The organism is Streptomyces sp. NPDC005775 (genome assembly GCF_042871565.1).
Lineage (GTDB): Bacteria > Actinomycetota > Actinomycetes > Streptomycetales > Streptomycetaceae > Streptomyces.
In genome coordinates this window covers 158,084-181,809 of record NZ_JBIAIU010000005.1, presented here as the reverse complement: position 1 = coordinate 181,809, position 23,726 = coordinate 158,084, and the positions used below count along the sequence as shown (strand labels likewise).

The following is a 23,726-nucleotide window of genomic DNA, read 5'->3' as shown; positions in this document are numbered from 1 at the left end:
GGCGATCGGCGGGCAGCAACCTCGTACGAGCAGTTCGGGACGACACGCCGATGATCACTTGGTGAGCGGGACATCTCAGCATGTGATATCAACGGGGCGTTTCCGGACTGCTCGTTAAACTGAGCCGACCGCGATAAATGGATTGAGCGAGGAGCGCACGTGGGCCTTGTCGTGCAGAAGTACGGAGGCTCCTCCGTAGCCGATGCCGAAGGCATCAAGCGGGTTGCCAAGCGAGTCGTCGACGCCAAGAAGAACGGCAACCAGGTGGTTGTCGTGGTGTCCGCGATGGGTGACACGACGGACGAGTTGATCGATCTCGCCGAGCAGGTATCCCCGATGCCGGCAGGGCGTGAGTTCGACATGCTGCTGACCGCCGGGGAGCGGATCTCCATGGCCCTGTTGGCGATGGCGATCAAGAACCTGGGTCATGAGGCCCAGTCGTTCACGGGCAGCCAGGCCGGTGTCATCACCGACTCGGTCCACAACAAAGCGCGCATCATCGATGTCACGCCCGGCCGCATCCGGACCTCGATCGACGAGGGCAACATCGCCATCGTCGCCGGGTTCCAGGGTGTCAGCCAGGAGGGCAAGAACATCACGACCCTCGGCCGCGGCGGGTCCGACACCACCGCGGTGGCGCTCGCGGCGGCGCTGGACGCCGAGGTCTGTGAGATCTACACCGATGTGGACGGTGTCTTCACCGCCGACCCCCGGGTCGTGAAGAAGGCCCAAAAGATCGACTGGATCTCCTTCGAGGACATGCTGGAGCTGGCCGCGTCCGGTTCCAAGGTGCTGCTGCACCGCTGTGTGGAGTACGCACGCCGCTACAACATTCCGATCCACGTCCGCTCGTCCTTCTCGGGACTGCGCGGAACCTGGGTCAGCAACGAGCCGCAAGGGGACCAGCAGGTGGAGCACGCCATCATCTCCGGAGTCGCCCACGACGTCTCCGAGGCCAAGGTCACGGTCGTCGGCGTGCCCGACAAGCCGGGCGAGGCAGCAGCGATCTTCCGTGCCATCGCGGATGCCGAGATCAACATGGACATGGTGGTCCAGAACGTCTCCGCCGCGTCGACCGGTCTGACGGACATCACCTTCACCCTTCCCAAGGCGGAGGGCCGCAAGGCCATCGACGCCCTGGAGCGCAACCGGGCCGGCATCGGCTTCGAGTCGCTGCGCTACGACGACCAGATCGCGAAGATCTCCCTGGTCGGCGCGGGCATGAAGACCAACCCGGGTGTCACCGCGGGCTTCTTCGAGGCGCTGTCCGACGTCGGTGTGAACATCGAGCTGATCTCGACGTCCGAGATCCGCATCTCGGTGGTCACCCGCGCCGATGACGTCAACGAGGCCGTGCGCGCCGTGCACACCGCCTTCGGTCTCGACAGCGACTCCGACGAGGCAGTCGTCTACGGGGGCACCGGCCGATGACCGCACGCCGCCCTTCGCTCGCGGTCGTCGGCGCGACCGGGGCGATCGGCGGCGTCATGCTCCAGATCCTCTCGGAACACGCGGATGTCTGGGGCGAGGTGAAACTGATCGCCTCACCGCGCCTCGTCGGCCGCAAGCTGGTCGTGCGCGGTGAGGAGGCCGAGGTTCTCGGCCTCACCGAGGACGTCTTCGACGACGTCGACGTGGCGCTCTTTTTGGTGCCCGACGAGGTGTCCGCACGCTGGGCGCCGATCGCCGCCTCCAAGGGCGCCGTCGTCATCGACGACTCCGCCGCCTTCCGGAAGGACGGCGAGGTCCCGCTGGTCGTGCCCGAGATCAACCCCCATGCCGTACGGATGAGGCCGCGCGGCATCGTCGCGAACCCGAACTGCACGACGCTGTCGCTGATCGTCGCGGTCGGTGCCCTGCACGCCGAGTTCGGGCTGCGGGAACTGGTCGTCTCCTCCTACCAGGCGGTGAGCGGGGCCGGGCGCGACGGCGTCGCTGCGCTGCGCGAACAGCTCTCGATGGTGGCGGGCACCGAACTCGGTACGAAGCCGGGCGACGTGCGCCGTGTCGTGGGCGACACGAACGGCGGCCCGTTCGCCGCGCCTGTCGCCCTCAACGTCGTGCCGTGGGCCGGCACGGACGCGGGCGACGGCTGGTCGTCCGAGGAACTGGCGATCCGCGACGAGTGCCGCAAGATCCTCGGTCTTCCCGACCTGAAGGTCTCGGCGACCTGTGTGTACGTGCCCGTGATCGCCACGCACTCGATGTCCGTGCACGCCCGCTTCGAGAACGAGGTCGCGGTGGACCGCGCCCACGAGATCCTGGCCACCGCGCCGGGTGTGGTGCTCTACGACAGCCCCGGGGCCGGCGATTTCCCCACCCCGTCCGACGTGGTGGGCACCGATCCGACCTGGGTCGGCCGGGTCCGCCGCTCGCTGGACGACCCCAATGGGCTGGAACTCTTCGTCTGCGGCGACAACCTCCGTAAGGGGGCCGCACTGAACGTCGCCCAGATCGCCGAAATGGTGGCTGCCGAATTTCCCCGGTCCTGATCGAACCTGTTTTGTACGCTCTGTGAACGCCCTGTGAGCAAGTTGCTGGTCTGAACCTCTTGAGCTGGGGTGTCGCGGTGGCAGACGATGACCTAGGAGTCCGTTGCAACCGCCGGTCGGCCGGCAGGCGTCTCAGCGGTCACTTCTTGCGCGGCGGGGCGCAAATTCGGGGCATTTGGGGAAGAACGGGTACGCATGACGGCATATCGCATGGTGACAAACGCGGTGCCGGACGCGTACAACCCTGACGGGGGGAAACGTGTCCAACTGGCGTGGCAGAGGTTCTCGATATCACAGTGGTGGGCCCCCTGCGCGGCGCTTCGGTGCGACCGCTCGGACGGCCCCGCGCGTCCGGTGGTATGCCGGTGATCGCGCCCATGCCCGCAGCACGCCCTGCGGGGCTGCCGGCGCAGCGCGAGGGCGCTGAGGAGAGCGTGGCAGCCGGAACCACCGTCGACCACCTCACCGAGACCTATCGCGCCCACTACCGTTCGCTGCTCGGCCTGGCAGCCCTGCTGCTGGACGACACGGCGTCCTGTGAGGACGTCGTGCAGGAGGCGTTCATACGCGTGCATTCGGCGCGCAACCGGGTACGTGAGCCCGAGAAGACGCTCGCGTACCTGCGCCAGACCGTCGTCAACCTCTCCCGCTCCGCGCTGCGCCGCCGCATCCTCGGACTGAAGCTGCTCTCCAAGCCCATGCCGGACATGGCGAGCGCGGAAGAGGGCGCGTACGACCAGCTGGAGCGGGACGCGCTGATCAAGGCGATGCGCGGGCTGCAACGGCGCCAGCGGGAGGTGCTGGTGCTGCGCTACTTCGCGGACATGACCGAGGCGCAGGTCGCCGAGACGCTGGGGATATCCCTGGGCTCGGTGAAGGCGTACGGTTCCCGCGGCATCGCGGCGCTGCGCGTGGTGATGGAGGCGCAGGCATGAGCAGGCGCCACGACGAGCACGAGCACGGGCGCGGCAACGGGGACGGAGACCGGCGCCGGCCCGCTCGCGGACCCGGGAATGACCCGACTGGAAACGGAACTGTGAACCACGGGCCGGAGAACACCCCGCACACGGACGGCGACTCGGGGCAGGACGCGCACCTGGGTGCTGCCGGTGATTCCCCGTCCTCCGGTGGTGGGTTCGGCGATTCCCCGTCCGTGCGCGGCCCCTCCGCGCTCTTCGGCGCGGGTGCCGGCTCCTTCGGTGGTGATGCCCTGGACGAGGCCGCGCTGCGCAGGATGATGCGCGGGGCCGTGCAGGACCTCGAACCGGGCGAAGGCACCCTCGACCACCTGTACCGCGCGGTGCCCGCCCGGCGGGCGCGCCGTCGGCAGGCGCTCGTCGGGGTGGCGGCGGCCGCTCTGCTCATCGGCACCGCGGTCCCCGCCTTCGTCCACGTGGCCAACTCCGAGGGGTCCAACACCGCCAGCCCCGCCATCGCCGGTCACGGCGAGCAGGCGCAGGGCGGCAACGGTGAGGATCCCGGTGCGGAATCCGGCAACGGGGGCGGCACCGGCGGTGGCGAGGGGCAGCAGTCCGGTACCCAGGGTCTCCCGGACAGCACCGCCACCCCGTCCGACAGCACCGGCCAGGGCGCGGACGAGAAGACGAACGGCGGCTCCGCGGAAGGCCCGGTCGCCAGTGAGAAGCCCGCCATGCCGGCGTGTACTCCCGACCAGCTCGGGGTCGCCTCGGCCGGCACGAGTGCGGCCGGTGCCGACGGCACGGTGTACGGGAGCTTCCGCATCGCCAACGTGTCCGGCAAGAACTGCTCGGTGAGCAGCAGTGGCACGGTCGGCTTCGCGGCGACGGGCGCGGCCGACCCGGCCAAGATCGTGGTCGTGCGGCACACCCAGGGGGACCCGGCGTCCGAGCTGCCCGATCCCGCGAAGGAGGAGGCCACGGTCCTCCTGAAGCCGTCCATGGTCTACGAGGTGCGGTTCGCCTGGGTGCCCCAGGAGACCTGCCCGACCACCGGCGGTTCGCCCTCCCCGACGCCCACGGACGGAGCGGCCGGCAGCACCGGGGTCGCGGCCGGGTCCACGACGGGCAGCGGGACCGGGGACGGGGAAGCGGGTACGGAGACGCAGTTCGGCAGCGACGAGGGCGACGGTGCGGCACAGGGAACCGTCTCCGTGACGCACACCCCGGAGCCGGGGGCGCCGGTCGCCGAGACGACGATCCCCAACGCCTGTGCGGGCACGATCTACCGGACGGGCGCGCTCGAACCCGCCTCCTCGTAGGCAGGCGGCGGGGCGGCGCGCGGCGGTCAGCTCGCGGGGGTGCCCTCGTCGGGGATCAGACCGAGCCTCAGGTCCCGGGCGGCTTCGGCCTCGCGCCGGAGCAGCCGGAAGTACATGAAGACGACGAACGCGGCGAAGACGAACCACTCACCCGTGTAGCCGAGGTTCTGGAACGCCTTCAGATCGAGTCCGCTGCCCTCAGGCGCGGCGGCCGGTACGGGACGCAGCTCACCGCCGCCCCTGCCCGGGGTGCCGGTGAGGGCGGCGTCGGCGCTGCCGGACGTGCCGGTGGCGGACGCGCCCGTGCGGGCGTCGGTGTCCTGGAGGGTCACCCAGGCGTCGTAGACGTCGTACGGGACCAGGTTGACCAGGGACGCGGCGCTGATCATGCCGACCTGTCCGTCCGGCAGGCCGCCCTTGGCGTCGACGCCGTCCGTGCCCGTGTTCTCCGAGGCCTGGAGGTCGCCGGTCACGGTGACCCGGCCGGTCGGCGCGGCCGGGACCGGGGTCTGTCCGGCCTTCCCGGGCAGCCAGCCACGCACCACCGGCAGGGCCTTGCCGCTGTCGGTGCGCAGCATGTCCAGCACGTAGAAGCCGCTGCGGTCGTCCAGCTTCCGGCCGGGCACCAGGAACTGGTCGGCGTACCGGCCGCTCGCGGTGGCGGGACGGCCGGAGGTCACCGTGTCGACGGGAAGCAGCTCGTCGAGCGGCTCGGCGGCCATCGTGCCCGGCGCGGGCTGCTCCTCGACGGCCTGGTGTGTCTGCACACGGTCTTCGAAGCGGCCGAGCTGCCAGGTGCCCATGAACACGCAGAACGGGATGGCCAGCACGACGAAGAGGGTGATCCCCCACCATCGCGGGGTCAGCAGGATCCGGTACACCCCTCCACGGTACGGTCCCCGCTCCGGCCCACCCGGAGCGGGGGCACCCAGGACGCCGCCCTTTATGCGGCCCCTACGTCACCGCTGAGCGCCTTCGACCGGGTGTCCGAGGTGGCGTCGGGCGAAGTCGAGTTCCAGGCGGACCTGCTTGATGCGCTCCTCCACGACGAGCGAGCCGTGGCCCGCGTCGTACCGGTAGACCTCGTGCACGGCGTCACGGCCCTTCAGCCGGTCGACGTAGTTCTCCACCTGGCGGATCGGGCAGCGCGGGTCGTTGACGCCCGCCGAGATGTAGACGGGTGCCCGCACGGCGTCGACATAGGTGAGCGGCGACGAGGCCTCGAAGCGCTCGGGCACCTCCTCCGGGGTTCCGCCCAGCAGGGTGCGGTCCATCGCCTTCAGGGCCTCCATCTCGTCGTGGTACGCCGTGACGTAGTCCGCGACCGGGACCGCGGCCAGGCCCACGGCCCAGTCGTCGGGCTGTGTGCCGAGGCCGAGCAGCGTCAGGTAGCCGCCCCAGGAACCGCCCGCCAGGACCAGCTTCGCCGGGTCCGCGAGCCCGGACTTCACCGCCCACTCCCGCACCGCCGCGATGTCCTCCAGCTCGATCAGGCCGACCCGGTGCTTGAGCGCGTCCGTCCACGCCCGCCCGTAGCCCGTCGAGCCGCGGTAGTTGACCCGGACGACGGCGTACCCGTGGTCCACCCAGGCGGCCGGTCCGGCCGCGAAGGCGTCACTGTCGTGCCAGGTCGGTCCGCCGTGGATCTCGAAGACGGTCGGGAAAGGGCCCTCGGCCGGAGCGGCCGGGCGCTGGACGAGCGCGTGGACCCGGCCCCCGGGCCCGTCCACCCACACGTCCTCGACCGGGACGGACTCCGGGGCCTTCGCGCCGGGCGGATCGAGCACCACCGCACCCGTCGTGGAGCGGACGACGGGCGGCTGGGCGGCCGACGACCACAGGTACTCCACCGTGCCGTCCGGCCGGGCCGTGGCACCCGAGACCGAACCCGTCGGCGTCTCCACCCGCTCCAGGGCCCCGTCTTCCGTGGCCGGCTCGTACCGCCACAGCTCGCTGCGGGCCTCGAAGCCGTGCTCGACCAGCAACGCGGAACCGTCCGCATACCATTCGGCGCCCACATCGCCCGGCAGGTCGATGGCGAGGTCCGTCTCCGTACCCGCGACCGGATCCCAGATCATCGGCTCCCAGCGGCCGCGCCTCTGGTGCCCGACCAGCAGCCGGGTGTCCCCGGCGACCGGCGCGAAGCCGAGGACCGCGAGACCCAGCTCCTTCGTGCCGCCCTCGGTGTCGTCCAGCTCCGCGACCGTCGTGCCGTCCGGCCGCACCACGCGCAGCGCCGAGTGCATCGCGTCACCGTGCTCGGTGTGTTCCAGGGCGATCAGCGAGCCGTCGTGCGACAGGTCGCCCACCCCCGCCGACTCGCGGTGGCGGTAGATCTCCACGGGTGCCGCCCCGGGCCGTACGACGTGGACCGTCGTGCCGTCCTCGTCCGTCGAACGGCCGATCACCGCGCTCCCGTCCCGTCCGATCGCGAGACCGGCCGGGTAGGAGGGATCGAGACCGGGAGCCGCCGGCTCGTCCACGGCCTCCTCGCTCCCGGCGCCGAACGGCCGGCGCATCCACACCCCGAACTCGTCCCCGTCGGTATCGCTGAACCACCACACCGCCTCGCCGTCGGGGGTCAGCACGCCGTCCGTCGTCCCGTTCGGCCGGTCCGTCACCTGGCGCTGCTCGCCCGTCGACCTGTCCCATGCGTACAGCTCGTACGTCCCCGTGGCGTTGGAGACGAACAGCGCGCGGTCCGGCGCGTCCTCCGCCCAGTCGGGCAGCGACACCCGGGGGGCACGGAAGCGCTGCTCCCACGCCGGGACGGACTCGTCTCTCGAACCAGTGGTCTCAGTCATGCCCACCATTCTGCGCCGGACGGCCGACAAACCGTTCGCCTCGTCCGCAGCCTGTGGATAACCTCGCCGACATGCCTGCTCCGATACCCGCCGACTGGCGCGAGGCCAACCGCGCGATGTGGGATGAGCGTGTGCCCATCCACGCCGACAGCGACTTCTACGACCTCGACTCCTTCCGCGCGGGCAAGGACGCCCTGCGGGACTTCGAGCTGGCCGAGGTCGGGGACGTGACCGGCCGGACGCTGCTGCACCTGCAGTGCCACATCGGTGTCGACACCCTGTCCTGGGCCCGGCACGGAGCCGCGCAGGTCGTCGGCCTCGACTTCTCCGAGCCGGCCGTCGAGACCGCCCGCTCGCTTGCCGAGGAGCTGGGGCTGGGACCGGACCGGGCGGCGTTCGTCACCGCCGACGTACACGACGCCGCCGAGGCCGTCCCGGACTCCGCGTACGACATCGTCTACACGGGCATCGGCGCGCTGAACTGGCTGCCCGACATCGACCGCTGGGCCGAGACGGCGGCCTCGCTCGTCGCGCCCGGCGGGTTCCTCTACCTGGCGGAGTTCCACCCACTGACCGACTGCCTCGACGACGCGACCGGTTCGCAGGTCGTGCACGACTACTTCTCCCGCGACGCGTGGGTGGACGAGACGCCGGGCACGTACGCGGACTTCGACGCACCGACCGTCCACAACCGCAGCGTCGAATGGCAGCACCCGGTGGGCAGTGTGGTCTCCGCACTGGCCGCGGCCGGTCTGCGCATCGAGTTCCTGCATGAGCACGACGTCTCGCTCTTCGCCCGCTTCCCGGTGCTGGAGCGCCGGTCGGACGGCTTCTACCGCTTCCCGGCGGACCGGCCGCGCGTTCCGTTGATGTACTCGATCAAGGCGACCCGGCCGGACGACGCGGGCGGCAGCCGCCGGTAGCGCGACGGGGGTGCCGGGTGGGGGCGTCCGCCGAGGACCGGACCGGTTGTCAGTGGTGGGGTTCAGACTCGGACCATGACCACGACTGGTGATTCGATGGCTGATCCGCGTGCCACGGTCGAGCGCTACTGGACCGCGGCCGACCTCCGTGACTGGGACACCTTCGAGCGGACACTCGCCGACGACGTGCTGTACGACCTGCCCCAGACCCGCGAGCGCATTCGCGGCAAGGAGCGGTACATGGCCTTCAACCGTGAGTACCCCGGGGACTGGCGGGTGCGCGTCGAGCGGATCGTCGCCGACCGGGACGGACGGCAGGTCGCCGTTCGGACGCTCTTCACGGACGACGGCCAGGAGTCGCACGCCGTCCACTTCTTCACGTTCGACGCGCGGGGGCGGATCAGTGGGATCACCGACTTCTGGCCCGAACCGTACGAACCTCCGGCCGGGCGGGAGCATCTGGTCGAGCGGTACTGAGAGTGCGGCGGTCCGCCCGGGACGGAACGGCCACCCCGGCCGGGGCGCGGCACCGCTCCGGCCCGGATCGGACCCGCCCACCTCGCCGAACGCGGCACCGCTCCGGAGCCGGGAACCGGCGAAGCGATGCCGCGCGTCCGTGACCGTCCGGGCGCCTACGCGACCGAACGGAAGGCGGGCAGGTAGCCGTTCGACTGACCCACGGCCTTGGGGTGGTACGAGTTGTAGACCGGGATCGAGACGCTGTGGAGCCATGCGTCGCCGGAGCACAGCTCGTGCCCGGTGAACTCGTCGACGACGCTGGAGAAGGTGAATCCGGCATTCGCCGCCTGCTTGGCGATGACGCCGTTCAGCACATCGGACGCGCCGTTGATCGCGGTGCGCTCCTTCTCCGTGAGACCGGCGATGCAACTGCCGCCGATCTTGTAGAAGCGGGGATAGCCCAGCACCACGACATGGGCCTGCGGGGCCTTGGAGTGGATCGACGCGTACAGCGAACCCAGCCGCGACGGCAGCGTGTTGTTCATCTGGCCGACGGCCGAGTTCACACCGGCGAGGCAGGCGGCCTCGCCGGACAGCACGCAGTCCTGCATGACGTCGGCGAACCCGACGTCATTGCCGCCCGCGGTCACGCTGACCAATGAGGTGGAGGAGCTGAGCGAACTGAGCTGGCCGCTCGCCACGGAGCTCGTGGTGGCGCCCGAACAGGCGACGAAGGTGAACGACGAGGGGGAGTTCGCCGCCGCCCAGAGGTAGGGGTAGGCCTTGGTGCTGCGGCGGCAGTCGCCGCTGTCGGACAGGTAGCTCCCGGCGCCGACGCCGGACGAGTACGAGTCGCCCAGGGCGACGTACCCACCGGCGGCGGCCGAGGCCGGCTGAGCCAGGCCGAAAGCAGCCGCGGCGGCGAGGAGCAGAGTGGATGCGGACGCCCAGAATCTCCGTACTGACATAGCTGTCAGCCCTCCGAAGTGTGGGGGGTGGGTGGGGGATTGATGAAGCGTCACCTGTTGTAGCAGCTCCCGGTACCCACCGGTAATAGTCATGCGAGAACGTGCCGGATTTGCCCGAATGATCATTCGGGAGTCATAGCTCCGCGCGTAGATAAACCTGTAACTGGCCCTGAAACGAAGGTTTGAGGACCACCTGCTCATCACTTCGCAGGCGGTGGGGAGTGCGTCGTGGAGTACTCAGCGCACGCTGCTGCGCCCGACCACTGTGCCCGCCCGGTCGACGCAGATGACGTCGACGGCGACCGGCGCGCCCCGCAGCACCGACAGCGCCTCGTCCCGCGCCGCGGAGGCCACGAGGTCCCCGAGCGGAACGTCGCGTGCCAGGCAGGAGCGGAGCGCCGCGAGACCGGTGTTCGACGCGGCCACCTCGGCGGCCAGGGTCTCGTCGGCCCCGCCGCGCAGGGCCAGTGCCGCCAGGAACGACGGATCGACCTGGGAGCGCCCGGAGTGCAGGTCGAGATGACCGGCGGCGAGCTTGGACAGCTTGGCGAACCCCCCGCAGACGGTGAGCCGCTCCACCGGATGACGGCGTATGTACTTGAGCACCGCGCCCGCGAAGTCCCCCATGTCCAGCAGGGCGATCTCCGGCAGCCCGTACTCGGCCACCACGGTCTTCTCCGAGGTGGAACCGGTACAGCCCGCCACATGTGTCTGCCCGGCGGCCAGCGCCACGTCCACACCGCGCCGGATCGAGTCGATCCACGCCGAGCAGGAGTACGGCACCACCACACCGGTCGTCCCGAGGATGGAAAGCCCGCCCAGGATGCCCAGACGCGGATTCCAGGTCGAGCGCGCGATCTCCTCGCCGTCGTCCACGGAGAGCGTGATCTCCACGTCCCCCGCGCCCCCGTGCTCCGCCGCGACCCGTGCGACGTGCTCGCGCATCATCCGGCGCGGCACGGGGTTGACGGCGGGCTCGCCGACGTCGAGCGGCAGGCCGGGCAGCGTGACCGTCCCCACGCCCGGTCCGGCCCGGAACACCACGCCCGAGCCGGGCGGCAACACCCTGACGGTGGCCCGTACGAGAGCCCCGTGCGTGACGTCGGGGTCGTCGCCCGCGTCCTTGACGATGCCGGCCGTGGCCCGCCCGTCGCGCATCTCCTCCACCGCGAGCGCGAAGGCGGGGGTCCGGCCGCCGGGCAGGCTGACGGTCACGGGGTCGGGGAAGTCACCGGTCAGCAGGGCCGTGTACGCGGCTGTGGTGGCCGCGGTCGCGCAGGCGCCGGTGGTCCAGCCGGGCCGCAGACCGGTGTGTTTGAGTTGGGCGCCGCGGCCACCCGCCGCCTCCGCCTCACCCATGGAGGGACCCGATGCACGTGCTCGTACTGGGCGGCACGACGGAGGCCCGTCGGCTGGCCGGGCTGCTGGTGGCGGAGCTGCCCGCGGGGGCCAGGGTGACCAGTTCGCTGGCAGGCCGGGTGGCCGGGCCGACGCTGCCGCCCGGTGAGGTGCGCGTCGGTGGGTTCGGCGGAGCGGACGGCCTGGCCGCATGGCTGCGTACGCACCGGGTGGATGCGCTCATCGATGTCACCCATCCTTTCGCCGGGAGGATCAGTTTCCACGCGGCCGACGGTGCCGCTGCCGCCCATGTTCCCCTCCTCGCTCTGCGCCGCCCCGGCTGGGTGCCCGGCGCGGGCGACGACTGGCACCCGGTCGCCTCCCTGGAGGAGGCCGCGGCGGTGCTCCCGGCCCTGGGCCGGCGCGTGTTCCTCACGACGGGGCGCCTCGGCCTTGCGGCCTTCGCGGGGCTGGACGCCCTGTGGTTCCTGTCGCGGTCGGTGGACGCGCCCGAACCGCCGTACCCCGCCCGGATGGAGACGCTGCTGGACCGGGGGCCGTTCACCCTCGACGGCGAGCGCGAGCTGATCCGCCGCCACCGCGTCGACGTCCTCGTCACGAAGGACAGCGGAGGCGCTGCCACCGCCCCCAAACTCGCCGCGGCCCGCGAGGCCCGGCTGCCGGTGGTCGTGGTGCGCCGGCCCCCGGTCCCGGAAGGCGTGGCGGTGGCCGGTACACCGGAAGAGGCCGTCACCTGGCTGCGCGCCCACCGCGGCAACCCGGACTGACGTGCGGTCGGCTCACTCCTCCTCGCTCGCCAGGGCGTTGACCGCCGAAGCCGCCATCGCGCTGCCGCCCCGCCGGCCCCGCACGATCAGGTGCTCGAGTCCCGACGGGTGCGCGGCCAGGGCGTCCTTGGACTCGGCGGCGCCGACGAAACCCACCGGCACGCCGATGACGGCGGCGGGCCGCGGCGCCCCCGCCTCGATCAGTTCGAGCAGCCGGAACAGCGCGGTGGGCGCGTTTCCGACGGCGACGACCGCACCGTCCAGCCGGTCACGCCACAGCTCCAGCGCGGCGGCGCTGCGGGTCGTGCCCAGCTCCGCCGCGAGACCGGGGACGGCCGGGTCGGACAGGGTGCACACCACCTCGTTGTCCGCGGGCAGCCGCCGCCGGGTGATGCCGCTGGCCACCATCGCCACGTCGCACAGGATTGGCGCCCCGCCGCGCAGCGCCGCACGGGCCCGGCTCACCACGTCCGGAGTGAAGGCGAGGTCGCGCACGAGGTCGACCATGCCGCAGGCGTGGATCATCCGGACCGCTACCTGGCTCACGTCGGCCGGCAGCCCCGTCAGATCCGCCTCTGCCCGGATGGTGGCGAAGGACTGGCGATAGATGGCCGGTCCGTCCTTCTCGTACTGGTGCACAGCGCTGTCGCTCTCTTCGTCGGTGCGTGGGGGAACGGCCGTACCGGCGCGTCGCCTCTGCGTTGGTTCGCGGCCGTAGGGCGCGGTCGCGAACCCCTGGAGTCCCACGAACCGCCACCGCCCCCACGAGCACCGCGGGACACCGCACCGGCAGTATCCCCGGAGCGCGGGCCCGGCAGCCGTCGTCGGCGGCGGGTGTGACGGTTCGCTCATGTCGTGCGTCGGGGGAGGGGCCGGCAGAGGCCCCGGGCTCAGCGGCTGACCGCGGTCTCCCGCCCGACGCGCGACAGCTTCTCGGGGTTGCGCACGGCGTAGAGCCCGGTGATGAGGCCCTCGTCGACCCGCATCGCCACGACGGTGTCGATCTCGCCGTCGAGCCGGACGATCAGCGCCGGGTCACCGTTGACGTGGGCCGGCTGCAAGGTCGTCGTGGCGGCGATCCTGCACAGCACGCCGGCCACCGCCTCCGCCCCCACGACAGGTGCCAGGGCGGCCCGGACGACTCCGCCACCATCGGTCAGCAGGACGACGTCGGGCGCCAGGACGTCGAGCAGCCGTTGCAGGTCGCCCGTCTCGACCGCCCGGCGGAATGCTTCGACCGTGTGGCGGGCGTCGGCGGCGGAGACACTCCCGCGCGGCCGGCGCGCGGCGACGTGGGCACGGGCCCGGTGGGCGATCTGGCGGACCGCGGCGGGGCTCTTGCCGACGGCCTCGGCGATCTCGTCGTAGGCGACGTCGAACACCTCGCGCAGGACAAACACCGCCCGCTCGGTCGGCGCGAGGGTCTCCAGGACGAGCAGCATCGCCATCGAGACGCTGTCGGCCAGCTCGACGTCCTCCGCCACGTCGGGCGCGGTCAGCAACGGCTCGGGCAGCCAGGGGCCGACGTAGGACTCCTTGCGCCGGCCGAGCGTGCGCAGATGACCGAGCGCCTGGCGCGTGGTGATCCGTACGAGGTAGGCCCGTTGGTCCCGCACGATGCCGGGATCGACGCCCGCCCACCGCAGCCAGGTCTCCTGGAGCACGTCCTCCGCGTCGGCTGCCGAGCCGAGCATCTCGTACGCGACGGTGAACAGCAGATTCCGGTGGGCGACGAACGCCTCGGTGACGTCGTTCCTACGGCTGCCACGGTCCTGCGGCCCTGCGGTGTCCTTCGTCCGGTCGCTCATCCTCGGCTCCTGCCCGTCGGCGTACGGCTGCGTCTCACGGCTGCGTCGTACACGAGACGCCGGCGACCGCTGTTCTGTGACACCAACGGCCGGTGGGACACGTCACAGACCACGCGCCGTCACAGGAGGCGGGCCGTCGGCATCTTGTGTTCGTTCAGTGCCGCGGCACGTATCCACAGGAGTGAGGACGCCGTCATGGAAGCTCGTTTCAACCTCTTCGAGAGCCCGACCGCCAGCAAGGTCGCCAAGCGCTTCTACACCACAGCGCTGGCCCTGGAGCAGTCGACGCTGCCGAAGTCCCTTCGGGAACTGGTGCAGTTGCGGGTCGGTCAGCTCACCGGCTGCGGATTGTGCGTCGACGCCCACGCCAAGGAGGCCGCGGCCGCCGGCGAAACCGCGCTCAGGCTCAACCTGGTCGCCGCCTGGCGCCACACCACCGTGTTCACCGAGGCCGAGCGCGCCGCGCTGGCGCTCGCCGAGGAGGGCACCCGGCTCGGCGACCACGGCGTGTCCGACGAGACCTGGGCCGGGGTGCGCAAGCACTTCGACGACGACCAGGTGGGCGCGCTGGTCTGCCTGGTCGCGCTGATCAACGCGGCCACCAGGATGAACGTGATCGTGCACAACCAGGGAGGCTCCTACGAGCCCGGCGTGTTCGCGGCCATGACGGACTGACTCGATGGGCGCGGGATGCCCGCTGCCCTGCCGAGAAGGGCCCGGGTGCCTGGACCACAGGAGGGGCAGGCGCCCGGGAGCCCGCTTCTTCCTTCGCGTCGCCGCCACTCGGTCGCGTCCCGGGCGATGCGTCGTGGACGCGGTGCTGGAGGTACGAGGCGCTTTCATCGGCCCGTACCGGCCGAGGACTTCGCTCCTCACGCCCGCAGTACGACGTCGTGGTGGAAGCAGTGGCGGGCATCAGCGATACAGTCGACGTCGTGGTAAGCGCGCGCACTCTGCTGAGAGACCTCCTCCTTCGGGCCGATCGCCTGGACCCGCACGCCGCGGCCGATCAGGGCCCGCGAAGGCTGCTGCCGGGCGAGCGGGCCCGGTTCCGTGTGACCGGCTCCGGTCCCGTGGAGGCGAAGAGGGCGCGGACGGCACTTCTCTGCGCGGACGCGAGGTGAACGGTCCCGCACGTGTGACGATCAAGGACGTGGCCGCCCGGGCAGGCGTGTCCAAGGGAGCCGTCTCGCTGGCGTTCAACCAGAAGCCGGGTGTCTCGGACGCCACCCGCCGGAGGATCTTCGAGGCCGCGAAGGACCTGGGCTGGGCGCCGAACCTGACCGCGCGCAGCCTGTCCAGCCAGAAGGTCGACATCATCGGACTGGCCCTGTGCCGCCCCGCCCGGCTGCTCGGACTCGAACCGTTCTACATGGACTTCATCTCCGGCATCGAGAGCGTGCTGGCCGACCGGTCGTACTCGCTGCTCCTGAGACTGGTGCGGGATCTCGACGAGGAGACCGAGCTGTACAAGTCCTGGTGGCGCAGCCAGACGATCGCCGGCGCCATCCTGGTCGACTTCCACGAGGACGATCCGAGGGTTCCGTCGCTGCAGTCCATCGGGCTGCCGGCGGTGGCCGTCGGGCACCCGTCCCTCACCGGTTCGTTTCCCGCGGTGTGGACCGACGACGCCACGGCCGCGGCCGAGGCCGTCCGCTATCTGGCGGCGCTCGGGCACCGGCGCATCGCACGCGTCGGCGGTCCGGTCGGTCTCGGGCACAGCGCCATCCGGGCCGCTGCCTTCGCGGCCACGATGCGGGAACTGGGCCTCGAGGAGGGCCGCCAGATCGCGACCGGTTTCGACGGAAGCGAAGGGGCCAGGGCCACCCGCTCGCTCCTGATGTCGGCCGGCCGGCCTACGGCTATCGTCTACGACAACGACATCATGGCCGTGGCGGGAGCGGCGGTCGCTGCCGAGATGGGCTTCGTGGTCCCCGACGATGTGTCGCTGCTCGCCTGGGACGACTCGCAGCTGTGCCGGATCACGCATCCCACCCTGTCGGCGATGAGCCACGACGTGCACAGCTTCGGGGCTGAGGTGGCCCGCACGCTGTTCGCCGTCATAGAGGGCCGGCACGCCGGTTCCGTACAGGTACCGACTCCGTCGCTCACCCCGCGCGGCTCGACGGCGCGGGCGCCCGGCCGGAGTTGAGCCCGAGACGCCGCCCTCTCCGCCCAACCGGCCGGAGAGGGCGACAGCCTTGGCCGCCCCGGAGCGGGCGGATTGCGGCGGACCGGCAGAACGCCGGCGACCGCACTACGGAACGCGGAGACGGGTCACGGGCGTGGTCCTGCCACCAGCGCGGGAGCACCGAGCCGCGAGGAGGCGACGGCAGCCGCCCCGATGAGCCCGGCGTCCAGAGCCAGTAGCGCCGGTACGACGGCCAGCCCGCGGGTGAAGTCGAGGACGGCGTAGTCGGCCATGCGTCGTCGCAGGGGAACGAAGAGCGTGTCACCGGCCTGCGCCACACCGCCGCCGATCACCACGAGATCGAGCTCGACGAGAGCCGCCGTCGCCGCGATGGCCGCCGCGAGTGCCTGGGCGGCCCGCTCGTAGGCCCTCAGCGCATGGGGGTCCCCCGCCCGCGCGGCCTCCGCGACCGCTGCCGCGGTGGGGGCCACCCCGGCCGGCGCGCGCCACCCGGCCGCCCGGGCGTGCGCGGCGATGGCCGTACCGCTGGCGAAGCCCTCGACGCAGCCGGGAGCCCCGCACGGGCACAGCGAACCGTCCAGATCCACGGTGATGTGTCCGATGTGACCCGCGTTCCCCGTTCGGCCGGTGTGCAGGCGGCCGTCGAGTACCAGGCCGCCGCCCACCCCGGTGGACACCACCATGCACAGCGCGTTCTCGCACCCCCGCGCGGCACCCAGCCAGTGTTCCGCGGCGGTCATGGCCACCGCGTCCCCGACCAGCACGGGCCGCAGTCCCGCGGGCAGACGCGGGTGCGCCGCCACCTGCTGGGTCAGTGGAAAGCGCCGCCATGCGGGAATGTTGACCGGACTGACCGTCCCCGCGGCGGTGTCGACCGGTCCCGCACTGGCGATACCGAGACAGGTCAGCTCGTCCCACAGGGGGTGGACGGCCAGTTCGTCGAGCACCGATGTCACCGCCGCCATGAGCTCGTCGGCGGACTTCTGCGCGGGTGTGGGCCTCTGCGCGCGTACGAGCAGAGTGCCCGCGTCGTCCACGAGCGCTCCGGCGATCTTCGTGCCGCCGATGTCCAGTGCTCCGTACACCGTCACGTCACCACCCCTTTCGTGAAGGGAGCAGGTTCGCTTCGCTCCCGGAGCACACTCTGACGGGTGGTGACAACGTTGTCTAGTGAACGGTTTAGTTAAGGTCAAGGTTTAGTAAAGTCACAAGCCCGGTCGATGCTCCCTTCGCATCACCGGGCGCGCGCATCAATGGGCGGTCAGCGGGCGAACTTCTCGATGGCGGCCGGCGTGACGGGAGTGAAGAAGTTGACGAGATTGCCGTCGGGGTCACGGAAGAGGAGCGCGCGGTTTCCCCAGGGCATCGTGGTGGGCTCGTTGACGAAGTCCTCCACGAAGCCGCTCAGGTTCTCGTACACGCTGTCCACGTCATCGACGAGGAACTCGAGGATGACGCTGTGGTTCGCGGCCGGGCGGGCGGAGCCGGGCGCGAAGAGGGGGACGGTGCGGGTGCTGCCGATCGCGAGGGCGCCCGAGGCGGTCGTGAGCTCGGCGAAGTCCTCGGTGGCCCACTGGGCGCGTACGCCGGTGGCGCGCTCGTAGAAGGAGACGAGGCGGGCGACATCGCCCGTGATGATGCGTACAGAGACGAAAACCATGGTCTTCTCCGGGGTCGTTGGGTGCTGACGGGCTTCCGAAGCACACGCTATGACGTATACCGGGCGGAACCCGCCCGGTATGAAGGGGATACTTTCGGTCATGTCCCGCCCCATTGCCCGCGTCCTCACCCTGCTGGAGCTCCTGCAGTCGGGTGGCCTGCGCACGGTGTCCGAACTTGCCGACCGGCTCGGCGTCGACGAACGCACCGTGCGGCGCTATGCCGGCCACCTCGTCGACCTCGACGTGCCCGTCGAGTCGGTACGGGGCCGCTACGGCGGCTACCGGCTCGCCCCCGGCTACCGGATGCCCCCGCTCATGCTGAACGACGACGAAGCGCTCGCCGTACTGCTCGGCCTGGTGGCGGGCCGCCGGTCCGGCCTGACGACGGCCATGGGCACGGCCGGTGAGACGGCGGCGGCGAAGATCCGGCGCGTGCTGCCCGAACGGCTGAGAGCCGGGCTCGACGCCGTGCTCGCCACCCTCGCCTTCACGGCTCCGCCCGGCGAGGAGGACCCCCCGGACTCCGCGGTGCTGCTCCCGATCGCCGACGCGGTGACCCGCCACCGGCCGATCTCGATCCGGTACACCGGCGCCGACGGCCGTCGCAGCGAACGCACCCTGCACCCGCACGGGATCGTCGCCCACTCCGGGAGGTGGTACGTCGCGGCTGCGGATCCCGAGATCGGCGAGGACCGGACGTTCCGCCTGGACCGCATCGGCGGCGTCAGGACCCTGCCCGGCTCGTTCGAGCCACCTGCCGGAACGGATCCCGCGCAGCGCGTACTGACCGGGCTCGCCACGGCTCCGTACCGGCACGAGGTGACCCTGCGGGTCCGGGGGACGGCCGAGCAGATCCACGCCCGGCTTCCCGCCGGCATCGCGATCGTGGAGGAACTGCCGCCCCCGGACGACGCGAGCGCGGAAGCCGAGCGCTGGGCCCGCGTCGACCTGCGCGTGGAGCGGCTCGACTGGCTCCCGGCCGTACTCGCCTCGCTGGACCGGCCGTTCGTCATCGAACGCCCGGACGAACTCCGCGGCCTCGTCGAAGCCCTCGCCGCACGCCTCGCGCACTCCGCCCGGCGGACCGCGCCCGATGCGTGAGGGACCGTGGACCGGCAGGTCCTGGCCGAGACCGGGCTCCGCCACTCGGCCGAGGAAGAACCGCAGACCGGCAGGCTCGGCGACGTCCCGCACGGACCGGGACGTCGCAGGCGGCCCCCCGAATGGCCCCCGGAAACCACTCAGGGGCCTGATCCACTAAGTGGATCAGGCCCCTGACCTGGTCTTACGGCTGTCGGGGTGGCGGGATTTGAACCCACGACCTCTTCGTCCCGAACGAAGCGCGCTGCCAAGCTGCGCTACACCCCGATCGCCGCCGGTCTCCCGGCGACATCGATTACTTTAGCCCACCGGCGCCCGGAGACGAAATCCGCTTTTTACCGATGGGCGGACCGGTGAGCGGGCCGATGGGCGGACCGGTGGACGCTCCGATGGGGGCGTCGTCGGTCAGACGTCCCGTGCCGTCAAGGTCAGCAGGGTCGCCTCCGGGGGGCAGGCGAAGCGGACCGGGGTGTAGCGGTTGGCGCCGCAGCCGGCCGAGACGTGGAGGTAGGCGCGGTGGCCGTCGGCCGTGTGGCTGGAGAGGCCCTTCACCCGGTCCGTGTCCAGGTCGCAGTTGGTGACCAGAGCTCCGTAGAAGGGGATGCACACCTGGCCGCCATGGGTGTGGCCGGCCAGGATCAGCGGGTAGCCGTCCGCGGTGAAGGCGTCGAGTGAGCGCAGGTACGGGGCGTGGACCACGCCGATGGAGAGGTCGGCCCCCGTCTCGGGGCCGCCCGAGACCTCCGCGTAGCGATCGCGCTTGATGTGCGGGTCGTCGAGGCCGGTGAAGGCCAGCTCCAGGCCGTCGAGCTTCAGACGGCCGCGGGTGTTGGACAGGTTCAGCCATCCCGCGTCGTCGAAGGCGTCGCGCATCGGTTCCCACGGGAGGTGGACGACGCCGACGGCCGGGGCGTTCCCGTTCAGCCCGTGCTTGCCCGCGATCTTCTCGAAGAGGTAGCGGGCCGGGTTGCGGAAAGTGGGGCCGTAGTAGTCGTTGGAGCCGAAGACGTACACACCCGGGTACTCCATCAGCGGTCCGAGTGCGTCGAGCAGCTCCGGTACGGCTTCCGGGTCGGAGAGGTTGTCGCCGGTGTTCACGACGAAGTCCGGGCGCAGGCCCGCCAGCGACTGGAGCCAGGCGCGCTTCTTGCGCTGGCCGCTGACCATGTGGATGTCGGAGACCTGCAGCACGCGCAACGGGCGTGCCCCGTGCGGGAGTACCGGGATGGTGACCCTTCGCAGACGGAACGAGCGGGCCTCGAATCCGGCTGCGTAGGCGAGACCGGCGGCGCCGGCCGCGGCGGTGACCGCCGTGATTTTCAGGGGTACTCCGTAACGTGCGCGCATGCGCCCATCGTCGCAGACGGGGCGTGCCCCCATGAAAACCAATGGGCGGTGGGCGCCCCGCACCTGCCACAATCACCCCATGACCACGCTCAAGTCCAAGCTCAAGGAAGACCTCACCACGGCCATGAAGGCGCGCGACGAGCTGACCTCGTCCACGCTCCGGCTGACCCTCACCGCGATCACCAAGGAGGAGGTTGGCGGCAAGACGGCCCGCGAACTCTCCGACGACGAGGTGCAGAAGGTGATCGCCAAGGAGGCCAAGAAGCGCCGCGAGGCGGCCGAGGCCTTCGCCAAGGGTGGCCGGACCGAGCAGGCCGAGCGGGAGAAGAGGGAGGGCGAGCTCCTCGACGCCTACCTCCCGCAGCAGTTGAGTGACGACGAGCTGACCGCGATTGTGGCGTCCGCCGTCGACGAGGCGAAGTCCGCCGGGGCCGAGGGGCCGCGCGCGATGGGTGCGGTCATGAAGATCGTGAACCCGAAGGTCACGGGGCGCGCCGAGGGTGGCCGGGTGGCCGCCGCGGTGAAGAAGCTCCTCGCGGGCTGAGGCCGCGAAGGGCAGCACGCAGCGGACATGAAGGTGGGGCGCCCCCGGACCGGGGGCGCCCCACCTTCATGTCCGACGTACGCCGGGTCCGGCCGGGTCAGGGGCCGTTCTGACCACGGCCGTCGCCGTCGTTTCCGCCGATCAGGTTCGGCGGGATGCTGATGCCGGGGAAGGGGTCGTCGTCGCCGGGCTTGTCGTCGCCCTCGCCCGGCTTCTTCTTGTCCTTCTTGTCCTTGTCCTTGTCCACCTTCGGCTTTGCCCGCGGTACGTCGACCGGGGTGAACGCCGGGGTCTCGGAGGCGTTCAGGGCGCCGGTCATCGCCGTTTTCCAGATCGGACCGGGCAGACAGCCACCGCAGACGTCCTCGTAGTACTGCCCGCCGATGGTGATGTCGCTCATCGGGATCTGATGGGCACCGTCACTGCCGACCCACACCGCCGTGGAGAGGTTGGGCGTGTAGCCGACGAACCAGGCGTTGATGCGCTCGTCGGTCGTACCGGTCTTGCCCGCGTTGTCACGGTCGCTGAGGCCGGCCTGCTGTCCGGTGCCGTCCGCGATGACGCCCTTGAGCATCTGGTTGATGCTGTCGGCCGTGTGCTCGCTCATGGCGCTGTCGCACTTCGACTTCGGTACGGCCATCTGCTTGCCGTCCGGCTTGGTCACCGACAGGAGGGCGATCGGGGAGCAGTACGTGCCCCGGTTGGCGAAGGTCGCGTACACCGAGGCCATCGCCAGCGGTGTGGACTCCTGGCCGCCGAGCGTGGTGTTGGCGACCTGCCACAGTGGCTTGTTGTCGCCGCGGATGTAGCCGACCTTCTTCGCCATCGCGAGCGTCTCGCACAGGCCGGTCTTCTGTTCCAGCTTCGCGAAGTAGGTGTTGATCGACTTGCCCAGCGCGCTGGTCATGTCGAACATGCCCTTCTCCGACTCGAGCTCGTTCCCCACTTCCCACGGCTTGTCGTCCGCCGGCTGGTTGTCGCAGGTGCGGAAACTCTCGCCCGGCAGGGAGATCTCGTGGGGCGTGGTGAAGCTCTGCGCCGGGCTGATCCCCTTCTCCAGTGCCGCTGCCGCGGTGATCGGCTTGAAGGTCGATCCCACCTGGAAGCCGGCGTAGCTGCCGCCCATCTTGTGGTCGACGGAGAGGTTCAGCACGGTCTGGTGCTTGGAGGCGTCCAGTCCGTAGGGGCGGGACTGGGCCATCGCGAGGATCTGGCCGCTGCCGGGCTGGACCTGGACGACCGAGGTCGCGACCTTGTCGTCCTCGTTGACCCGGGAGGTGGCTGCTTCGTTGGAGGCGGCCTGGGAACGCGGGTCCAGGGTCGTCTTGATGGTCAGTCCGCCGGTCGCCCAGAGCTTGGCGCGGTCCTTCGCGGTCTTGCCGAAGGCCGGGTCGTTCGTGACGATCTGACGGACGTAGTCGCAGAAGAAACCGGAACCGCTGACCGCGGTGATGCAGCCGTTCTTCGGCCGCTTCACCTTCAGCTTGATCGGGGTCGCCTGGGCCTTGGTGGCCTCCTCCGGCGAGATGTCCCCGACGTCCGCCATCCGCTGGATGACGGTGTTGCGACGCTTGGTCGCCTCTTCCTTGTCGTTGACGGGGTCGTAGCGGCTGGGCGACTGCACGATGCCGGCCAGCATCGCGGCCTCCTCCAGCTTCAGGTCCTTCGCCGACTTGGAGAAGTAGCGCTGGGAGGCCGCCTCGACGCCGTACGCCTGCTGGCCGAAGAACGTGATGTTGAGGTAGTTCTCCAGGATCTTCTTCTTGCCGAGCTCTTCCTCGACCTGGATCGCGTACTTCAGCTCCTGGACCTTGCGGCCCAGCGTCTGCTGGGTGGCCTGGGCGACCTTGGTCGGGTCGTCACCGGCCTCCTCGACGAAGACGTTCTTCACGTACTGCTGGGTGAGGGTCGACGCGCCCTGCGCGGTCCCGCCCGCCTGTACGTTGCGGTTCATCGCGCGCAGGATGCCCTTGAGGTCGACGGCACCGTGCTCGTAGAAGCGGGCGTCCTCGATCGCGATGATCGCCTTCTGCATGTACGGGGAGATCTTCGTCAGTGGCACGACGGTGCGGTCCCGTGAGTACACCGTGGCGATCTGGCCGCCCTGGTTGTCCAGGATCGTGGTGCGCTGGCTCAGCGGCGGAGTCTTCAGATTGGCCGGGATTTCGTCGAACCCGTCGACCGTTCCCTTGGCGGCGAGACCCAGTGCTCCGGCGGCCGGCAGCGCGATGCCCGCCAGGACCACTCCGGAGAGTGCGGCGACACCGAGGAACTTGGCGGCCTGCTGGGTCGTCGTGAGACCCCCGCCCGAGCGCTTCTTTGGCATGGGGGCAGCCTACGTTCTCATTCGCCGGACACACGTATATGCCTTGGCCTAAGCTGCTCTCAACTGTCACAGCAGTCCGGTTTTGTATCAACCCCCCTGCATGACCCTGTGCATGACCCGGCCACGAGTTCAGGCGCTCACGAAATCGCCTCGTGTGTCATCGACCGTCCGTTATGACTCAGGTGGTCTGTCCCGATTCCGGCGGGATAGTCGCGCATGTCCTCACCTCACTCCCCTGGGTGATCTGCCGCATACGCATAGTCCGTTCGGGCCATTCAAGATTGGGCCCGAAGGGGGTGTTGTGCTGTCGCCACCTTCCGTAACGTCCTCAACTGGCAGCGGTGAATATGCCGCTACCGCCGTGGGGGAGCCTCGATTCGGGAGAGGACGGCGCCGGGATGGGCTGGGTAACCGACTGGAGTGCGCAGGCAGCCTGCCGCACTACCGATCCGGATGAACTGTTCGTACAAGGGGCAGCGCAGAACAGGGCCAAGGCGGTGTGCACCGGATGCCCGGTGCGGACCGAGTGCCTTGCCGACGCGCTCGACAACCGCGTCGAATTCGGCGTGTGGGGTGGAATGACCGAGCGGGAGCGCCGCGCACTGCTGCGCCGCCGCCCGACGGTCACGTCCTGGCGCCGGCTGCTGGAGACGGCGCGCAGCGAGTACGAGCGGTCCACGGGCATCCTGCCCGTGGCGATCGGGCTGGAGGACGACGAACTGCACGAGACATTCGCCGCCGTGGGGTAGCCCGGGCGGCAGGACGGACGACGGGGA

At 70.7% G+C, this 23,726-nt stretch carries 22 protein-coding genes and 1 tRNA gene; 12 read left to right on the top strand and 11 right to left on the bottom strand.

What is annotated here, in order from left to right; genetic code table 11:
* The first annotated feature begins 159 nt into the window (after positions 1–159).
* The 4 genes from ACFYPA_RS14315 (at position 160) to ACFYPA_RS14300 (ending at position 4,731) form a co-directional block, all read left to right on the top strand.
* Positions 160–1,431, top strand: a complete 1,272-nt coding sequence (locus ACFYPA_RS14315) for an aspartate kinase (RefSeq protein ID WP_136326566.1) — start codon at positions 160–162, stop codon at positions 1,429–1,431.
* Complete coding sequence (locus ACFYPA_RS14310) at positions 1,428–2,492, top strand: aspartate-semialdehyde dehydrogenase (RefSeq protein WP_359080772.1); 1,065 nt, start codon at positions 1,428–1,430, stop codon at positions 2,490–2,492. Before ACFYPA_RS14315 ends, ACFYPA_RS14310 begins: the two co-directional genes overlap by 4 nt.
* A gap of 359 nt (positions 2,493–2,851) precedes the next feature.
* Positions 2,852–3,427, top strand: coding sequence for a SigE family RNA polymerase sigma factor (locus ACFYPA_RS14305; RefSeq protein ID WP_359080770.1), 576 nt, complete (start codon positions 2,852–2,854; stop codon positions 3,425–3,427).
* Positions 3,424–4,731, top strand: a complete 1,308-nt coding sequence (locus ACFYPA_RS14300) for a hypothetical protein (protein WP_389131896.1) — start codon at positions 3,424–3,426, stop codon at positions 4,729–4,731. Before ACFYPA_RS14305 ends, ACFYPA_RS14300 begins: the two co-directional genes overlap by 4 nt.
* 26 nt (positions 4,732–4,757) lie before the next feature.
* On the opposite strand, the gene ACFYPA_RS14295 is transcribed toward ACFYPA_RS14300, so the two are convergent.
* Positions 4,758–5,612, bottom strand: a complete 855-nt coding sequence (locus ACFYPA_RS14295) for an SURF1 family protein (protein WP_359312555.1) — start codon at positions 5,610–5,612, stop codon at positions 4,758–4,760.
* Between the two features lie 78 nt (positions 5,613–5,690).
* Positions 5,691–7,535 carry a prolyl oligopeptidase family serine peptidase gene (locus ACFYPA_RS14290; RefSeq protein WP_359080764.1) on the bottom strand — a complete coding sequence of 615 codons (1,845 nt, stop codon included), beginning with the start codon at positions 7,533–7,535 and terminating at the stop codon, positions 5,691–5,693.
* Positions 7,536–7,606: 71 nt separating this feature from the next.
* Between ACFYPA_RS14290 and ACFYPA_RS14285 the strand changes: the two genes are divergently transcribed.
* On the top strand, positions 7,607–8,458 hold the full coding sequence (locus ACFYPA_RS14285; RefSeq protein WP_359080762.1) for a class I SAM-dependent methyltransferase: 852 nt from the start codon (positions 7,607–7,609) through the stop codon (positions 8,456–8,458).
* 75 nt (positions 8,459–8,533) lie between these two features.
* Positions 8,534–8,935 carry a nuclear transport factor 2 family protein gene (locus ACFYPA_RS14280; RefSeq protein WP_389131892.1) on the top strand — a complete coding sequence of 134 codons (402 nt, stop codon included), beginning with the start codon at positions 8,534–8,536 and terminating at the stop codon, positions 8,933–8,935.
* A gap of 155 nt (positions 8,936–9,090) precedes the next feature.
* On the opposite strand, the gene ACFYPA_RS14275 is transcribed toward ACFYPA_RS14280, so the two are convergent.
* Both ACFYPA_RS14275 and ACFYPA_RS14270 read right to left on the bottom strand, forming a co-directional pair.
* Entirely contained in the window at positions 9,091–9,885 is a 795-nt protein-coding gene (locus ACFYPA_RS14275) for an SGNH/GDSL hydrolase family protein (RefSeq protein WP_359080758.1), read from the bottom strand.
* A gap of 237 nt (positions 9,886–10,122) precedes the next feature.
* Positions 10,123–11,244: a cobalt-precorrin-5B (C(1))-methyltransferase gene (locus ACFYPA_RS14270; RefSeq protein WP_389131889.1), complete on the bottom strand. Its 1,122-nt coding sequence runs from the start codon at positions 11,242–11,244 to the stop codon at positions 10,123–10,125.
* An 11-nt stretch (positions 11,245–11,255) separates the two neighbouring features.
* On the opposite strand from ACFYPA_RS14270, the gene ACFYPA_RS14265 reads away from it, so the two are divergent.
* A complete protein-coding gene (locus ACFYPA_RS14265; protein WP_389131887.1) occupies positions 11,256–12,011 on the top strand; it encodes a cobalt-precorrin-6A reductase in 756 nt (251 codons plus the stop codon).
* Positions 12,012–12,023: 12 nt separating this feature from the next.
* On the opposite strand, the gene ACFYPA_RS14260 is transcribed toward ACFYPA_RS14265, so the two are convergent.
* Positions 12,024–12,650, bottom strand: coding sequence for a precorrin-8X methylmutase (locus ACFYPA_RS14260; protein ID WP_359080752.1), 627 nt, complete (start codon positions 12,648–12,650; stop codon positions 12,024–12,026).
* Between the two features lie 251 nt (positions 12,651–12,901).
* Positions 12,902–13,819: an RNA polymerase sigma-70 factor gene (locus ACFYPA_RS14255; RefSeq protein ID WP_359080750.1), complete on the bottom strand. Its 918-nt coding sequence runs from the start codon at positions 13,817–13,819 to the stop codon at positions 12,902–12,904.
* Between the two features lie 195 nt (positions 13,820–14,014).
* On the opposite strand from ACFYPA_RS14255, the gene ACFYPA_RS14250 reads away from it, so the two are divergent.
* Positions 14,015–14,494, top strand: coding sequence for a carboxymuconolactone decarboxylase family protein (locus tag ACFYPA_RS14250; RefSeq protein WP_359080748.1), 480 nt, complete (start codon positions 14,015–14,017; stop codon positions 14,492–14,494).
* Positions 14,495–14,939: 445 nt separating this feature from the next.
* Complete coding sequence (locus ACFYPA_RS14245; RefSeq protein ID WP_359080746.1) at positions 14,940–15,971, top strand: LacI family DNA-binding transcriptional regulator; 1,032 nt, start codon at positions 14,940–14,942, stop codon at positions 15,969–15,971.
* Between the two features lie 125 nt (positions 15,972–16,096).
* Here ACFYPA_RS14245 and ACFYPA_RS14240 read toward each other — a convergent pair whose 3' ends face one another.
* Together ACFYPA_RS14240 and ACFYPA_RS14235 are read right to left on the bottom strand one after the other, a co-directional pair.
* Positions 16,097–17,062 carry an ROK family protein gene (locus tag ACFYPA_RS14240; protein WP_389131883.1) on the bottom strand — a complete coding sequence of 322 codons (966 nt, stop codon included), beginning with the start codon at positions 17,060–17,062 and terminating at the stop codon, positions 16,097–16,099.
* A 170-nt stretch (positions 17,063–17,232) separates the two neighbouring features.
* A complete protein-coding gene (locus ACFYPA_RS14235) occupies positions 17,233–17,631 on the bottom strand; it encodes a VOC family protein (RefSeq protein ID WP_389131880.1) in 399 nt (132 codons plus the stop codon).
* Positions 17,632–17,731: 100 nt separating this feature from the next.
* Here ACFYPA_RS14235 and ACFYPA_RS14230 point away from each other — a divergent pair, with 100 nt between their 5' ends.
* Positions 17,732–18,733, top strand: coding sequence for a helix-turn-helix transcriptional regulator (locus ACFYPA_RS14230; RefSeq protein WP_389131877.1), 1,002 nt, complete (start codon positions 17,732–17,734; stop codon positions 18,731–18,733).
* Between the two features lie 193 nt (positions 18,734–18,926).
* On the opposite strand, the gene ACFYPA_RS14225 is transcribed toward ACFYPA_RS14230, so the two are convergent.
* Together ACFYPA_RS14225 and ACFYPA_RS14220 are read right to left on the bottom strand one after the other, a co-directional pair.
* Positions 18,927–19,000: transfer RNA gene (locus tag ACFYPA_RS14225), tRNA-Pro, on the bottom strand.
* A gap of 138 nt (positions 19,001–19,138) precedes the next feature.
* The gene (locus tag ACFYPA_RS14220) at positions 19,139–20,080 is read right to left on the bottom strand and encodes a metallophosphoesterase (RefSeq protein ID WP_359312471.1); all 942 of its coding nucleotides are present in this window, start codon (positions 20,078–20,080) and stop codon (positions 19,139–19,141) included.
* Between the two features lie 79 nt (positions 20,081–20,159).
* Here ACFYPA_RS14220 and ACFYPA_RS14215 point away from each other — a divergent pair, with 79 nt between their 5' ends.
* The gene (locus ACFYPA_RS14215; RefSeq protein WP_389131875.1) at positions 20,160–20,624 is read left to right on the top strand and encodes a GatB/YqeY domain-containing protein; all 465 of its coding nucleotides are present in this window, start codon (positions 20,160–20,162) and stop codon (positions 20,622–20,624) included.
* A gap of 97 nt (positions 20,625–20,721) precedes the next feature.
* Here the strand turns inward: ACFYPA_RS14215 and ACFYPA_RS14210 are convergent, their stop codons facing one another.
* A complete protein-coding gene (locus ACFYPA_RS14210; RefSeq protein WP_359080734.1) occupies positions 20,722–22,950 on the bottom strand; it encodes a transglycosylase domain-containing protein in 2,229 nt (742 codons plus the stop codon).
* Positions 22,951–23,348: 398 nt separating this feature from the next.
* Between ACFYPA_RS14210 and ACFYPA_RS14205 the strand changes: the two genes are divergently transcribed.
* Positions 23,349–23,699: a WhiB family transcriptional regulator gene (locus tag ACFYPA_RS14205; RefSeq protein ID WP_018551136.1), complete on the top strand. Its 351-nt coding sequence runs from the start codon at positions 23,349–23,351 to the stop codon at positions 23,697–23,699.
* Positions 23,700–23,726 lie beyond the last annotated feature (27 nt).